Source organism: uncultured Arthrobacter sp., assembly GCF_947493765.1.
Lineage (GTDB): Bacteria > Actinomycetota > Actinomycetes > Actinomycetales > Micrococcaceae > Arthrobacter_D.
In genome coordinates this window covers 425,898-440,703 of record NZ_CANLSZ010000003.1, presented here as the reverse complement: position 1 = coordinate 440,703, position 14,806 = coordinate 425,898, and the positions used below count along the sequence as shown (strand labels likewise).

Below are 14,806 nucleotides of genomic sequence, written 5' to 3'. Positions count from 1 at the left end.
CCCACCCACGGTGGAAACCAAGGGGGAGTGAAAATCACACATGCTACGCGTCCACTATGCGGTTCCCAACCAACAACAGGAACCACCACCTGACAGGCCACCACCTGACAGGCCACCACCGGTCAGGGCACCACCTGACAGGTCACCCTCCAGCAAGGGGTGGGAGCCCACAGGTGGGAACATATAACTGAATACACAACACGTACACCAGACTTACCGGCACCCCCACCCCAACCCCAACCCCCACCACGGGGCCACGGGAGAGCAGCAGGGGACGCGACCGGTACACAAGGTTACGGCGGTCATAGCGTGGAGGAAACGCCCGGTCCCATTCCGAACCCGGAAGCTAAGACCCACAGCGCCGATGGTACTGCACCCGAGAGAGTGTGGGAGAGTAGGACACCGCCGGACAACCACCCCCGCGAGGGCCCCCACCTGACAGGTGAGGGCCCCCGCGCATTTAACACACACCCCACCCCCGCCCGAGCGACGCCGCGACGTCCGCGATGTCAGATCCGCGGTAACGCCGTGGTTCCATTGATGGGCGGAACACACAGAATCATAGGGATCGGTCGGCAGCACAACGCCGGCTCACGAGGAGAGGACCCCACTGCCATGACTGAGCAGGACCGTACCGGCGAGCAGGCTGGGGCAGACCGGTCCCCGGAGGCAGCGGACCAGGGGGAGTCAAGGCCCGTCCGTCGTCACTCGTGGGGGTCCAAGACAGCCAGATCCCGAGAGAATGGTGTGGACCGGCCGGACAGCGAGAACCAGCGTGCCGCATTCTCCTCCGGAGAGAGTTCGACGAGCGACGCCGGCACCTCCCGGCGGACCGCGGCTCCCGACGACACGGCGGTCGGTCGGAAGCTGCAGGAGCAGTCTGAGCGAACGGCTCCGGAGGAGCGCTCGAGCGCGCGCGAGCGGCCGGAGATTTCCGACCGATCGGATCGCCCGGACCGATCAGAGCGGCCCGGCACGCGCGACTCCTCGAACCCACGGGAACGACACGATCGGCAGGAGCGTTCGAACCGTCAGGACGCGCGCGAGCGTTCGAACCGTCAGGACGCACCGGGCCGTCCGAACCGTCAGTCCGCACCGGGACGCCAGGACCGACAGGACCGACAGGACCGGCAGACTCGTCGGGATCCTCAGGACCGTCGTCCGGGAGACCGGCAGGGCGGCAGCACGGGTGGTCCGCGGCGCGACGACGAGCGACGGGGCGGTCGCCGGACCGACGCTCCGGTGGCTCCGTCCGCCCACAACGCGCGCGATCTGCGCAGCGCGAACCGCCCGGATCGTGAGCGGTCTCCGGAGATCGACGAGGACGTCAAGGGTGATGAGCTCGACCGCGTGACGCGGGCGCAGATCCGCAATCTCGAGGAGCGCAGCGCCCTCTGGGTGGCCAAGCACCTGGTCATGGCGGGCCGACTCCTCGACATCGACCCCGAGCTGGCCTTCCAGCACGCGCTGGCGGCGAGTCGCCGCGGCGGCCGGCTGGCAGCGGTCAGGGAAGCCGTGGGCCTCACCGCCTATGCAGCCGGGCACTACGGGGAAGCCCTTCGCGAGTTCCGGACGTTCCGGCGTATCAGCGGGTCCAACGTGCATCTACCGGTGATGGCGGACTGCGAACGCGGGCTCGGGCGTCCCGATCGGGCCCTCGAGCTTGCCCGCAGCGAGGACGCCGGGGCGCTCGACTCGGCCGGGAAGGCGGAGCTGGCCATGGTGGTCTCGGGTGCGAGGACCGACCTGGGGCAGCTCGAGGCGGCAGTGGCGGCGCTCGAGATCCCCCAGCTCGATCTGAACCGTGCCTTCTCCTTCACCCCGCGCCTGTTTCGCGCCTATGCGGCAGCACTCGACGCCGTAGGACGCCAGGCCGAATCCGGCCCGTGGCTCCGCCAGGCCCGCGTGGCGGAGAAGGCCCTGGGTCTCGACGAGGAACTGGAGCCGGACATCATCGATCTCGGGGAGGACGACGACGCCGAGCTGATGCCGGCGCCGAAACTCGCGGACGTCCTCGGCCCGAAGGCCCAGAGACCCTCGAGGCCCGAGGGAGGCTCGGAGAGTCAGGAAGCTCCGGAGACGGCGCACGCCCCGGAGACAGCGGACGATCCAGGAATCCAGGAAGCTCCTGAGGCTGTCGACGGTCCAGAGGTTCAGGACGCCCCGGAGACCGCGGACGACATAGAAACCGCGGACGATTCAAGGATGGTCGAGGACCCGCAGGGCGGGCAGAGCCCGGAGGCCCGGGCCGCCGTCGAGGCCGGGGACCGGACCGATGACTGAGCGGCTGATCGACGCCTTCGACGGTGTGCTGTCGGACCTGGACGGGGTGGTCTACGCCGGACCCCACGCCGTCCCGGGTGCCACGGAGGCCCTGAACAGGCTGGGCGACAACGGCAAGGGACTCGCCTACATCACGAACAACGCCTCACGCTCGGCGGAGCAGGTGGCCGAGCACCTGCGGTCGCTCGGCGCCCCGGCCACCGCCGCTCAGGTGTTCGGCTCGGCCGTCGCCGGCGCGGAGCTCCTCGCCGGAGAGGTGGCACGGGGATCCAGTGTGCTCGTGGTGGGTAGTGCAACCCTCGCCGAGGCCGTCAGGGACCAGGGTTTCGTCGTCGTCGCGTCGGCGGAGGACACTCCGGATGCCGTCATCCAGGGCTTCTCGCCCACCGTCGGCTGGAAGGATCTCGCCGAGGCGGCCTACGCGATCGCCGCCGGTGCGGTCTGGGTGGCGACGAACACCGACATGTCCATCCCGCAGGAACGCGGCATTGCCCCGGGGAACGGCACCCTCGTGGCAGCTGTCCGCTCCGCCACCGGCGCAACGCCGCTGGTGGCCGGCAAACCGGGAGCCGCGCTGTTCGAGACCGCGGCCCGCCACTCGGGTCTCGAACAGGCACTCGTGGTCGGCGACCGGCTGGACACCGACATCCTCGGGGGCAATCGTGCGGGCATGGCCACGGTGCTGGTGCTCACGGGAGTGGACTCCGCGCGGACCGCGCTGGCGGCACCGGCGGACGAGCGGCCCACCTTCCTCATCGACGGCCTCGGCGCCCTGTTCGAGCCCTACCCGGACATCGTTGCGGTTGACGGCGCCCACACCTGCGGATCGGCGACGGCGGAGGTGGTCGGCTCGGAGGTGAGCGTGCAGGGCCACGAGGATGCCGTGGACAGCTGGCGCGCTGCCTGCGCCGCATGGTGGGCAGCCCACCCACGGACCACGCCGGAGACCGCACCGACCATCAGCTTCACCTCATGAGCCGCCGAGCGACCCCGCCCCGTCGGTCCGGGGACCACGGACCATGACCACCGATCAGACGGATCGGGACGGTGACGACGGCGGCGGAGGCGGTCCTGATGCGGACACCGCGCGCGTCGAGGAGATCCTGGTAGCCCTCGGGGAACTCGACGCCACCGACGTGGAGGACCACGCCGGGGTGTATCAGCGGATCCACGACCGGCTCACCGAGGAACTGCAGCAGGACAGATCGGCGGACGGTGCCCATGGCGCGTCTTGACCAGGAGCTCGTGGCACGCGGCCTCGCCCGGTCGCGGTCGCATGCCGCGCAGCTGATCGCGGCCGACAGGGTCCTCCGCGACGGCGTCGTGGTGGGCAAACCGGCGCTGGCCGTCCGGGCCGACGATGTCCTGGCGGTCGAGGCGCGCGGCGAGGAGTACGTCAGCCGGGCCGGTACCAAGCTCGCCGGCGCACTGCAGGCGTTCCCCGCCGTGACGGCGGCGGGCCGGCGCTGCCTCGATGCCGGAGCCTCCACCGGGGGTTTCACGGACGTCCTGCTCAGGCGCGGTGCGCGCGAGGTGGTGGCCGTCGACGTGGGGCACGGCCAGCTCGTCCAGCAGCTGCGGGACGATCCACGCGTGCGGGTCTTCGAGGGTCTCAACGTCCGCGACCTCGACGCGACGCACATCGGCGGGAAGGTCCAGCTGACCGTCGCCGACCTGTCCTTCATCTCCCTCCGCCTCGTCATGGGGGCCCTCGCCGCCGCGACGCACGCAGACGGGGAGCTGCTCCTCATGGTCAAACCCCAGTTCGAGGTGGGCCGGGGCGGGATCAACCGCCTCGGCGTCGTCACCTCGGACGCAGCGCGCAGGCGGGCCGTGGCCGGAGTGCTGCGCAGTGCGCTCGGACACGGCCTGGACATCGCGGGCGTGGCGCAGAGCGAGCTGCCCGGGCAGGACGGCAACCTCGAGTACTTCGTGTGGATGAAGGTGCCCTCCGGCGGATTGGTGCCTAGGATCGAGGGGGACCTGGACCGGCTGACGGAGCAGGCGCTGGCTCTCGGCGACCTGTTCCCGCCGGGATCCACCCCGACCGACCAGATGGAGCTTGATGAGTAGACGAATCCTCGTGCTCGCGCACACCGGCCGACGCAACGCGATCATCGCGTCGCAGCAGGCCTGCACTCGCCTGATCGATCTCGGTCTCCAGCCCGTCATGCGGCCCGAGGAGCTGGCGGACATCCAGCAGGAATACGGATCCTCCGCCGCATCGGCAGAGGTGCTGGGTGACGGCGTGGACCTCGGGGACATCGAACTGGTGATGGTGCTCGGCGGTGACGGGACCATCCTACGTGCGGCCGAACTCGTGCGCGAGGCGGACATCCCCCTCCTCGGGGTCAACCTGGGGCACGTGGGTTTCCTCGCGGAGAGCGAGCGGGCGGACCTCGAGGAGACGGTCCGGTGGGTCGCCGACCGCAGCTACACGGTCGAGGAGCGGACCACCATCGAGGTGCTGGTGCTCCTCGGCGGCACCATCCTGGAACGGAGCTGGGCCCTGAACGAGGCCGCCATCGAGAAGGCGAACCGGGAGCGCATGATCGAGGTGGTCATGGAGGTGGACGGCCGGCCCGTGAGCTCCTTCGGATGCGACGGCGTGGTCCTCGCCACCCCCACCGGATCGACGGCGTACGCCTTCTCGGCGGGCGGTCCGGTGGTCTGGCCCGGGGTGGAGGCACTCCTCATGGTGCCCATCAGCGCCCACGCCCTCTTCGCCAAACCGCTCGTCGTCGCGCCCTCCTCGGTCCTCGCCGTGGAGCTGCTCAGCCGCACCCACGCCGCGGGCGTCCTCTGGTGCGACGGACGCCGCAGCATCGACCTGCCGCCCGGGGCACGCATCGAGGTGCGGCGCTCCGAGCACCCCGTGCGCCTCGCCCGCACCCGGCAGACACCCTTCTCGGAACGCCTGGTCCGCAAGTTCGAGCTGCCCATCCAGGGCTGGCGTGGTCCTGTGAAGCCTCAGGGGACGGTGGCGCCGTGATCGAGGAGATGCGCATCCGGGACCTGGGCGTCATCACCGATGCCACCCTCAGCCTCGGCCCGGGACTGACCGTGGTGACCGGCGAGACCGGTGCGGGCAAGACCATGGTCATCACCGCCCTCGGACTGCTGCGCGGCGCCCGCTCGGACGCCGGCGCCGTACGGCTCGGTGCCGGGTCCGCGTCCGCCGAGGCCGTCCTGCGGCTCGACCCCGCGAGCCCCGCGGCCCGGCGGGCGGCCGAGGCCGGAGCCGCCCTGGACGAGGACGACGGCGTGTCGGAGCTGATCCTCGCGCGCACGGTCACGAGCGAGGGGCGCAGCCGCGCCTACGTGGGAGGCCGGTCCGCTCCCGTCGGGGTCCTGGCCGAGCTGGGGGACGAGCTCGTGGTGGTCCACGGGCAGTCGGACCAGCTGCGGCTCAAGAGCGCCCCGGCGCAGCGCCAGGCACTCGACAAGTTCGGCGGTACGCCGGTGGAGCAGGCCCTGGCGGCCTACGGCGAGGCCTTCCGGCAGTGGCGTGATGCCCTGGCCGAGCGCGAGCGGCTCACCAGCGAGGCGCGGGAACGCGTCCGGGAGGCCGAGGGACTCGAGGCCGCGCTGACCGAGATCGGCGAGCTCGAGCCGCAGCCCGGTGAGGACGAGGCCCTGAAGGCGGAGTCGATGCGCCTGGGCAACGTGGAGGAGCTGCGGACGGCCGCCGTCGTCGCGCACCAGGCACTCGTCTCCGAGGACATCGGGGCCGGCGTGGACGCCGTCTCGCTCGTCGACGAGGCCAAACGCCAGCTCGAGGCAGTGGCCGAGCACGACGCCGATCTCGGCAGGCTCGCCGGGCGGCTCGCCGAGGTGGGCTATCTGCTGGCGGACATCTCCGCCGATCTCGCCGGCTACGGCACCGCGCTCGACGGCGAGGCCGCGGGTCGGCTCGAGGAGGTCGAGACGCGACGCGCCGCCCTGTCCGTCCTCGTGCGGAAGTACGCCCCCACGATCGACGAGGTCCTCGCCTGGCAGGAGGACGCGGCCCGGCGGCTGCAGGAGCTCAGCGGCGACTCCAGCCGTGTGGAGGAGCTCGACGACGTCATCGCAGGCCTCGACGCGCGGGTCCACGAGCTCGCCGACGAGCTGACCGGTCTGCGCACCGCTGCGGCGGGGACCCTGGCCGGGATGGTCAGCGCCGAGCTCACGGCACTGGCGATGCCCGACGCGCAGCTGCACATCTCCGTCACGCCGGCGGAGCAGCTGACCGTGCACGGCGCCGACGAGATCGCCTTCACGCTGCAGCCGCACCCCGGCTCGGCGCCGCGCGCCCTGGGCAAGGGGGCCTCGGGTGGTGAGCTCTCGCGGGTCATGCTCGCCATCGAGGTGGTCCTGGCCGCCGTCGACCCCGTGCCCACCTTCGTGTTCGACGAGGTGGACGCCGGCGTGGGCGGCAAGGCGGCCGTGGAGATCGGACGCCGGCTCGCCATGCTGGCCGAGCACGTGCAGGTCATCGTGGTGACCCACCTGCCCCAGGTCGCGGCCTTCGCGGCCCGCCACATCCGCGTCACCAAGAACGTGGCCCGCGACGGCGAGGGTGGGGGAGTGACCGCGAGCGACGTCGAGGTGCTGCCCGACGGCGAACGCGTGCGCGAACTCGCCCGGATGCTCGCCGGGCAGGAGGACTCGGCGTCGGCCCGCGCACACGCCGAGGAGCTCCTGGCCGATGCTGCCCGGCCTCCTGCTCGGTGATAGGCTCGAACTCCGTGGCGCAGCAAACTAATTCCCGGTTCCTGAAATCCGCAACGACCAAGCACATCTTCGTGACGGGCGGCGTGGCCTCCTCCCTCGGCAAGGGACTGACGGCCTCGAGCCTGGGTCACCTGCTGAAGGCCCGCGGTCTCTCCGTCACGATGCAGAAGCTGGATCCCTATCTGAACGTCGATCCGGGGACGATGAATCCGTTCCAGCACGGCGAGGTCTTCGTGACGGACGACGGCGCCGAGACGGATCTGGACATCGGCCACTACGAACGCTTCCTCGACGAGAATCTCGACGGGTCCGCGAACGTCACCACCGGCCAGGTGTACTCCACGGTGATCGCGAAGGAGCGCCGGGGCGAGTACCTGGGCGACACCGTGCAGGTCATCCCGCACATCACCGACGAGATCAAGCGCCGCATGCGTCTTCCCGCCGAGAGCGCGCCCGGGAAGAAGGCGCCCGACGTCATCATCACCGAGATCGGCGGCACGGTCGGTGACATCGAGTCGCAGCCGTTCCTCGAATCCGCACGCCAGGTCCGGCAGGACGTCGGCCGGAACAACGTGTTCTTCCTCCACGTGTCCCTCGTGCCGTACATCGGGCCGTCGCAGGAACTCAAGACCAAGCCCACGCAGCACTCCGTGGCCATGCTGCGCTCCATCGGTATCCAGCCCGACGCCATCGTGATCCGCTCGGACCGTGAGGTCCCGGCCGCGATGCGCGAGAAGATCGGCCGCATGTGCGACGTCGACATCGACGCCGTCGTGAACGCCGCCGACGCCGCGAGCATCTACGACATCCCGAAGACCCTCCACGCCCAGGGCCTCGACGCGTACATCGTCCAGGCGCTCGACCTGAAGTTCAAGGACGTCAACTGGACGAAGTGGAACAAGCTGCTCGACGTGGTCCACAACCCCCGGCACCAGGTGGAGGTGGCCCTGGTGGGCAAGTACATCGACCTGCCCGACGCCTATCTCTCCGTCATCGAGGCGCTGCGCGCGGGAGGCTTCGCCAATAAGGCCAAGGTCACCATCAAGTGGGTCCCCTCCGACGACTGCAGCTCACCCGAGGGCGCGCGGGAGGCCCTCGCCGGCGTGGACGCCGTGTGCGTGCCGGGCGGGTTCGGTATCCGAGGTCTCGAGGGCAAGCTCGGCGCCCTGACCTACGCCCGCGAGAACCGGATCCCCACCCTGGGCCTGTGCCTGGGACTGCAGTGCATGGTCATCGAGTACGCGCGCAATGTCGTCGGTCTGGAGGGGGCGTCCTCGAGCGAGTTCGACCCGGACACCGCCCACCCCGTGGTCGCGACCATGGCCGAGCAGCTCGAGATCGTCGCCGGCGAGGGCGACATGGGCGGCACCATGCGCCTGGGCCGCTGGGAGGCGAAGCTGCAGGAGGGCTCCGTGGTGGCAGCGACCTACGGGAAGACCACGGTCTTCGAGCGTCACCGCCACCGCTACGAGGTCAACAACGAGTACCGCGAGCAGATCGCCGGCGTGGGCCTGGTCTTCTCCGGCACGACGACGGACGGGGCGCTCGTGGAGTTCGCCGAGCTGCCCAAGGATGTCCACCCCTACTACGTCTCCACCCAGGCACACCCCGAGCTCGGATCGCGCCCCACCCGCCCGCACCCGCTGTTCGCCGGTCTCGTGAAGGCTGCGCTCGAGCGCCGCGGCGCGAAGGTCTGACGGCGTGGCTGCGGACGGCGTCGCCCTCGGGGACGAGCAGAGCCCGCGGAAGCTCCTCGGGACCAGCACGGTCTACGAGGGGCGGGTGTGGGACGTGGTCAGCGAGACCTTCACCCTCACCGACGACGGCGAACCCCTCACGCGTGACTTCATCCGGCACCCCGGGGCCGTGGCCGTCCTCGTGCTCGACGACCGGGATCGTGTGCTCCTGCTGCGCCAGTACCGTCACCCGGTGCGCATGGCGCTCTGGGAGATTCCCGCGGGCCTGCTCGACGAGGAGGGCGAGGACTTCGTGGACGCCGCGGCCCGGGAACTCGCCGAGGAGGCCGATCTCACCGCGTCGCAGTGGCACGTCCTGATCGACCTGTTCCTCTCGCCCGGCTCGTCCTCGGAGGCACTGCGCGTCTATCTGGCCCGCGGGATCGGCGACGTCCCCGAGCCCGACCGGCACACCCGCACCCATGAGGAGGCCGAGATGTCCCTCGCGTGGGTGGAGCTGGACACGGCCGTGGCCGCCGTCCTCGAGGGCCGGATCCACAGCCCCTCCGCCGCCGCCGCGATCCTCGCCGCGAGGGTGGGCCGCGACAGCGGGTTCGCCGATCTGCGCCCTGCCACGACGCCGTGGCCCGAGCATCCCAGCCGGCACGCGACCTGGCCCCGCGGCGCCGTCCTCGAGGACTGAGCACCGTGTCCGGTACGGGGGCGACCGGCACGCTGCAGACCCTGGTCGAGGACTACCTGCAGCACATGTCCGTGGAACGGGGCCTGGCCCCCAACACCCTGGCGGCCTACCGGCGGGACCTCCGCCGCTACACCGGGTTCCTGGCCGCGCGCGGCATCCACGAGGCCACCGGCATCACCCGCCACGACGTCTCTGCCTTCGCGCAGGCGATCGTCTCCGGCGAGGACGGGCTCTCGCCCCTGAGTCCGCGGTCCGCCGCGCGCACCGTCGTCGCCGTGCGCGGGGTGCACCGTTTCTGGACGCTCGAAGGGATCACGGAGGGTGATCCGGCACGGGAGGTGCACCCGCCGGCAACAGGGCGCCGGCTCCCGAAGGCGATCCCCGTCTCCGAGGTGGTGCGGATCCTCGAGACCGTGGACACGTCCACGCCGTCCGGCCAGCGGGACCGGGCGCTGCTCGAGTTCCTGTACTCCACGGGCGCGAGGATCAGCGAGGCGGTGGGCCTGGACGTCGACGACGTCTCGGTGGACGCCTCCGAGGAGGGCCCGTCGGTGGTCCGGCTGACCGGCAAGGGATCGAAGCAGCGGCTCGTGCCGGTGGGCTCCTACGCTGCGCGCGCCGTCGACGCCTATCTGGTCCGGGGGCGTCCTGCCCTGGCGGCCAAGGGGACCGGCGGGGCGGCCCTGTTCCTCAACATGCGCGGCGGTCGGCTGAGCCGGCAGAGCGCGTGGAGCATCCTCAGGACGGCCAGCGAGCGGGCCGGTGTGGTGCGCGAGGTCTCACCGCACACGCTGCGGCACTCCTTCGCGACGCATCTGCTCGAGGGCGGGGCGGACGTGCGGGTGGTGCAGGAACTGCTCGGCCACGCGTCCGTGACCACCACGCAGGTCTACACGCTGGTCACCGCGGACACGCTGCGCGAGGTCTATGCCGCAGCGCATCCGCGGGCCCACGCCTGAGCGCGGGCGCGGGCCTCAGCCCTCGTCGACGTGGCGCTCGTCGGGGCCGTTGTAGAGGCTCAGCGGGCGGATCAGGGAGTTCGCGGCGGCCTGCTCCATGATGTGCGCGGTCCACCCCGTGATGCGGGCCGCGATGAACAGCGGCGTGAACATCTCGGTGTCGAACCCCATGAGGTGGTACGTGGGACCGGCCGGATAGTCGAGATTGGGCTTGATGTTCTTCACCTCGCCCATCGCGGTCTCGAGCCCCGAGTAGAGGCCGAGGATCTCGTCCCGGCCGAAGTACTCGATCATGGCGTCGAGGGCCGCCTTCATGGTCGGTACGCGGGAGTCGCCGTTCTTGTAGACGCGGTGTCCGAAGCCCATGACCTTCTTCTTGGCGGCGAGGGCCTCCTCCATCCACGCCTTCGCGCGGGCGGCCGCGTCCTCGAGGGACTCGTCCTTGCGGATGCCGATCTCCTCGAACGTGTGCATCACGGCCTCGTTCGCCCCGCCGTGCAGTGCGCCCTTGAGCGCGCCGATCGCACCCGTGACCGCTGAGTGCAGGTCCGACAGGGTGGAGGTGATGACCCTCGCCGTGAACGTGGAGGCGTTGAAGGAATGCTCCGCGTACAGGACCATCGACACGTCGAACGCGTGCACCACCTCGGGCGGGGCCTCCTCGCCGAAGGTCATCCACAGGAAGTTGGCGGAGTAGCCCAGGTCGTCGCGGGGCTCCACGAGCGGCTGCTCCCGGCGTCGGCGCTGGTCGTAGGCCACGACGGCGGGGAACGCGGCGAAGAGCGTGGCGGCCTTCTCCAGGTTCGCCTCCACCGAGTTGTCGTTCGCGAGCGGATGGCTCGCGCCCAGCACGGACACCGCGGTGCGGGCCACGTCCATGGGGTGCGCGGTCAGGGGCAGGAGGTCGATGGCCGCGACCACCTCGTCGGGCAGGGTCCGGTGCGCGCGCTCGAAGGCGTCGAAGTCCTTCCGCTGCCCGGCATCCGGAAGCTCGCCGTGCCAGAGCAGGTAGGCGACGTCCTCGACGTCGCGGTGCCCGGCCAGTTCCTGCACCGGGTAGCCGCGGTACAGCAGCGAATTGGTGTCGGGGTTGACCTTCGAGACCGCGGTGTAGTCCACCACGACCCCCGCCAGTCCCTTGTGGATCTCTGGTTCCGTCATGATCGGTCCTCCTTGGTGCTCTGTCCTGCGCTGTCGGCTGTGGGTCCGGGTCCGGATGCGTCCGAGCGGTACCCCTGGGGCACCTCGAAGTTGAAGACCGAGGAATCGAATCTGTTGTATCCCTCGTAGTCCACCAGCTCGTAGAGGCGGCTGCGCGTCTGCATCTGGTCCACGGCCGGTTCCTGCGTGCCGTGGGCCGTGATCGTGTCCAGCGTACGCTCGGCGGCGCCCATGGCACTGCGCAGCAGCGTGACCGGGTAGATGACCAGGTTCACGCCGACCGACTCCAGCTCGTCGACGGTGAACAGCTCGCTCTTGCCGAACTCCGTCATGTTCGCGAGGATCGGCACGTCGACGGCGTCCCTGATGGCCCGGAACTCGTCCAGGCTGCGCATCGCCTCGGGGAAGATCGCGTCCGCCCCGGCCTCCACCAGCGCCCGTGCCCGCTCCTGGGCGGCCTCGAGGGTGTCCGTACCCCGGATGTCGGTGCGGGCCATGATGAGGAAGTTCGGGTCGCGCCGCGCGTCCGCCGCTGCGCGGATGCGCTTGACCGCGGTGTCGAGATCCACCACGTTCTTGCCGTCGAGGTGACCGCAGCGCTTGGGGTTGAACTGGTCCTCGATGTGGCAGCCGGCGAGTCCGGCGTTCTCGAGTTCCTGGACGCTGCGGGCCACGTTCATGGGCTCACCGAAGCCGGTGTCGGCGTCGACGATGCAGGGCAGGTCGGTCATGCGTGCCATCTGGCCGGCACGCTGGGCCACCTCGGTGAGCGTGGTCAGGCCGATGTCGGGCAGACCGAGATCGGCGGCGAGCACGGCTCCCGAGATGTACACCCCGGCGAAGCCCTTGTCGCCGATGAGGCGCGCCGAGAGCGGGTTGAACGCTCCGGGGAACTGCTGGATGCGGCCCGAGGCGAGAGACTCGCGAAGGGTGCGGCGCTTCTGTTCGGGCGTGGTGGTCGAGTACAGCATGTCCGGGCCTCCTACAGCAGTCCCTGCGGCGCGGCGGCCGCATCGATGACGCCGGGTCCGGCGACCACGTTGAGCTGATCGAGCGAACCGGCGGGAAGCTCCGGCAGCTTCTGGACGGCGGCCAGGAAGCGTTCCAGTTCGGCGTCGTCGACCACGCCCGCGGCCAGCAGCCGGAGCTTGGCGATGTAGTCGGCGCGGGCGAAGGGCCGGGCGCCGAGCGGGTGGGCGTCCGCGACGGCGATCTCGTCGGTGATCACGGAGCCGTCGGTCAGTGTGATCTCCACCCTGCCGCCGAAGGCCTTCTCCGCGATGTCGAGGGAGTGGTACCGGCGCGTCCACTCCGGATCCTCGACGGTGGTGACCTTGCGCCAGAGGGCCACGGTGTCGGGCCGTGCGGCGCGGTCGGGGGCGTAGGACTCCTCGTGGTGCCAGCGGCCGTCCTGGAGGGCGACGGTGAAGATGTAAGGGATGGAGTGGTCGAGGGTCTCGCGGGACGCCGTGGGATCGTACTTCTGCGGATCGTTGGCCCCCGACCCGATGACCACGTGGGTGTGGTGGGAGGTGTGGATCACGATCGAGGCCACGTTGTCGGGGTCCGTCACCTCGGGGTGGGCCTCGTTCAGGCGGCGGGCGAGATCGATCCAGGCCTGCGCCTGGTACTCGGCCGAGTGCTCCTTGGTGTACGTGTCGAGGATGGCACGCTTGGCCTCGCCCGGGGCGGGCAGGGGCACCTCGTAGGAGGCGTCCGGGCCGTCGAGGAGCCAGGCGATCACGCCGTCCTCGCCCTCGTAGATGGGGGTCGGCGAGGTCTGGCCCCGCATGGTGCGGTCCACGGCCTCGACGGCCATCTTCCCGGCGAACGCCGGCGCGTGGGCCTTCCAGGTGGAGATCTCGCCCTTGCGGGACTGGCGGGTGGCCGTCGTCGTGTGCAGGGCCTGCCCCACCGCGTGGAAGATGACCTCCGGTGCGAGTCCCAGGAGGGTGCCGATCCCTGCGGCCGCCGACGGGCCGAGGTGGGCCACGTGGTCGATCTTGTGCTTGTGCAGGCTGATGGCCTTCACGAGATCCACCTGGATCTCGTAGCCCGTGGCGATCGCGCGGAGCAGATCGGCGCCGGAGGCACCGGTGTGCTGCGCGGCCGCGAGGATGGGAGGGATGTTGTCGCCGGGATGCGAGTACTCGGCGGCCAGGAAGGTGTCGTGGTAATCGAGCTCACGGACGGCGACGCCGTTGGCCCAGGCGGCCCACTCGGCGGAGACGCGCTCCTCGATCCCGAACACCGCGGCACCCGCGCCGTGGGCCGAGACCGGGTGGCTCGTGGCCTGTGCCCGTGCCGCGACGACGGGAGCGCGATTGAGGGAGGCGATGGCCACTGACACGTTGTCGATGATCCGGTTGATCACCATGTCGGTGACCTCGTCGGTCACCTCGACGGGGTCCGCGGCGACCTGCGCGATCTTCCAGGCGAGCTGACCCTCGCGGGGCAGGTTCTCCTCGCTGCGGTGGACTCGGACGGGATGGAGCTCGACCATGGTGTTCCTCTCGGTGGTGCGTCGGTGGTGCGTCGGTGATGTCGGTGATATCGGGGGTGTCAGGGGTGCAGTGCGGCGCCGTGACCGGCGTGGGACGGGGTGGTCAGGTGCTGGAGACTCCTGTGGAGATGCACGCGCATGGCCGCCTCGGCGAGTTCGGCATTGCCGTCGGCGAGCGCACGCGCGATCTGCTCGTGCTCGTGGGCGCTGTGCAGCAGGCGGATGGGATTGTCCCGGGCCAGCCTGCGTACGCGGGCGAGGTGGGTACGGATCGGTTTCTGGGCCTGGAGCAGATAGGGATTGGCGGCGGCCTCGTCGATGGCGTGGTCCAGCCGGGCCACCAGTCCGTAGTAGGCCGCCTGGCCGTCGCTGTCCCCGTCTCCGTCGATGAGTGGGCCCGCACAGGCGAACTCCTCGGCGAGGGGCGCGAAGACGGCAGGATCACCGCGGCGGGCGGCGATCCGCACCGCGGCGCACTCGAGGGGGATACGCGCGTCGAACAGATCGGTGACGGCCTCGAGGGAGATCTCGGAGACGACCACGCCGCGCCCGGTGTTGGTCGTGGCCAGGCCCTCGGCCACCAGGCGGGAGAGTGCCTCGCGCAGCGGGGTACGGGAGACGCCGAGCCTCGCCGACTGCTCCACCTCGGCCAGGATGTCGCCGGGGGCGAGCCGCCAGTCGATGATGTCGGTGCGCAGGGTGGAGTAGGCGCGATCGCTGGCCCTCATGCGTTCCTCCTCCCGGTCGTGGCGTCCCGGCGGCAGCGACGCCCGGGACCACCATCCAATGTATACAAAGGTCGCGG

At 70.6% G+C, this 14,806-nt stretch carries 13 protein-coding genes and 1 rRNA gene; 10 read left to right on the top strand and 4 right to left on the bottom strand.

What is annotated here, in order from left to right; translation table 11 throughout:
• Nucleotides 1–294: 294 nt before the first annotated feature.
• The 10 genes from rrf (at nucleotide 295) to xerD (ending at nucleotide 10,337) form a co-directional block, all read left to right on the top strand.
• Nucleotides 295–411 (top strand): 5S ribosomal RNA (gene rrf, locus Q0747_RS07140).
• An 831-nt stretch (nucleotides 412–1,242) separates the two neighbouring features.
• A complete protein-coding gene (locus Q0747_RS07135; RefSeq protein WP_298253029.1) occupies nucleotides 1,243–2,283 on the top strand; it encodes a hypothetical protein in 1,041 nt (346 codons plus the stop codon).
• On the top strand, nucleotides 2,276–3,259 hold the full coding sequence (locus Q0747_RS07130) for an HAD-IIA family hydrolase (RefSeq protein ID WP_298253027.1): 984 nt from the start codon (nucleotides 2,276–2,278) through the stop codon (nucleotides 3,257–3,259). The genes Q0747_RS07135 and Q0747_RS07130 overlap by 8 nt, the downstream gene beginning before the upstream one ends.
• A gap of 43 nt (nucleotides 3,260–3,302) precedes the next feature.
• Complete coding sequence (locus Q0747_RS07125) at nucleotides 3,303–3,518, top strand: hypothetical protein (protein WP_298253025.1); 216 nt, start codon at nucleotides 3,303–3,305, stop codon at nucleotides 3,516–3,518.
• Nucleotides 3,505–4,356, top strand: coding sequence for a TlyA family RNA methyltransferase (locus Q0747_RS07120; RefSeq protein WP_298253023.1), 852 nt, complete (start codon nucleotides 3,505–3,507; stop codon nucleotides 4,354–4,356). The genes Q0747_RS07125 and Q0747_RS07120 overlap by 14 nt, the downstream gene beginning before the upstream one ends.
• The gene (locus Q0747_RS07115) at nucleotides 4,349–5,275 is read left to right on the top strand and encodes an NAD kinase (protein ID WP_298253021.1); all 927 of its coding nucleotides are present in this window, start codon (nucleotides 4,349–4,351) and stop codon (nucleotides 5,273–5,275) included. The genes Q0747_RS07120 and Q0747_RS07115 overlap by 8 nt, the downstream gene beginning before the upstream one ends.
• Nucleotides 5,272–6,999 (top strand): DNA repair protein RecN, encoded by a 1,728-nt coding sequence (recN, locus tag Q0747_RS07110; protein ID WP_298253019.1) that lies wholly within the window; start codon nucleotides 5,272–5,274, stop codon nucleotides 6,997–6,999. Before Q0747_RS07115 ends, recN begins: the two co-directional genes overlap by 4 nt.
• On the top strand, nucleotides 6,996–8,696 hold the full coding sequence (locus tag Q0747_RS07105) for a CTP synthase (protein WP_298253017.1): 1,701 nt from the start codon (nucleotides 6,996–6,998) through the stop codon (nucleotides 8,694–8,696). The genes recN and Q0747_RS07105 overlap by 4 nt, the downstream gene beginning before the upstream one ends.
• A 4-nt stretch (nucleotides 8,697–8,700) precedes the next feature.
• The gene (locus tag Q0747_RS07100) at nucleotides 8,701–9,378 is read left to right on the top strand and encodes an NUDIX hydrolase (RefSeq protein ID WP_298253015.1); all 678 of its coding nucleotides are present in this window, start codon (nucleotides 8,701–8,703) and stop codon (nucleotides 9,376–9,378) included.
• Between the two features lie 5 nt (nucleotides 9,379–9,383).
• On the top strand, nucleotides 9,384–10,337 hold the full coding sequence (xerD, locus tag Q0747_RS07095; RefSeq protein ID WP_298253013.1) for a site-specific tyrosine recombinase XerD: 954 nt from the start codon (nucleotides 9,384–9,386) through the stop codon (nucleotides 10,335–10,337).
• A 15-nt stretch (nucleotides 10,338–10,352) separates the two neighbouring features.
• Here xerD and Q0747_RS07090 read toward each other — a convergent pair whose 3' ends face one another.
• From Q0747_RS07090 to Q0747_RS07075, 4 genes are read right to left on the bottom strand one after another with little or no spacing between them, the layout of a single operon-like run.
• A complete protein-coding gene (locus tag Q0747_RS07090) occupies nucleotides 10,353–11,498 on the bottom strand; it encodes a bifunctional 2-methylcitrate synthase/citrate synthase (RefSeq protein WP_298253011.1) in 1,146 nt (381 codons plus the stop codon).
• On the bottom strand, nucleotides 11,495–12,469 hold the full coding sequence (gene prpB, locus Q0747_RS07085; RefSeq protein ID WP_298253009.1) for a methylisocitrate lyase: 975 nt from the start codon (nucleotides 12,467–12,469) through the stop codon (nucleotides 11,495–11,497). Before prpB ends, Q0747_RS07090 begins: the two co-directional genes overlap by 4 nt.
• Nucleotides 12,470–12,480: 11 nt before the next feature.
• On the bottom strand, nucleotides 12,481–14,001 hold the full coding sequence (locus Q0747_RS07080) for an MmgE/PrpD family protein (protein WP_298253007.1): 1,521 nt from the start codon (nucleotides 13,999–14,001) through the stop codon (nucleotides 12,481–12,483).
• A 59-nt stretch (nucleotides 14,002–14,060) separates the two neighbouring features.
• Nucleotides 14,061–14,729 carry a GntR family transcriptional regulator gene (locus tag Q0747_RS07075; protein WP_298253005.1) on the bottom strand — a complete coding sequence of 223 codons (669 nt, stop codon included), beginning with the start codon at nucleotides 14,727–14,729 and terminating at the stop codon, nucleotides 14,061–14,063.
• Between the last annotated feature and the right edge of the window lie 77 nt (nucleotides 14,730–14,806).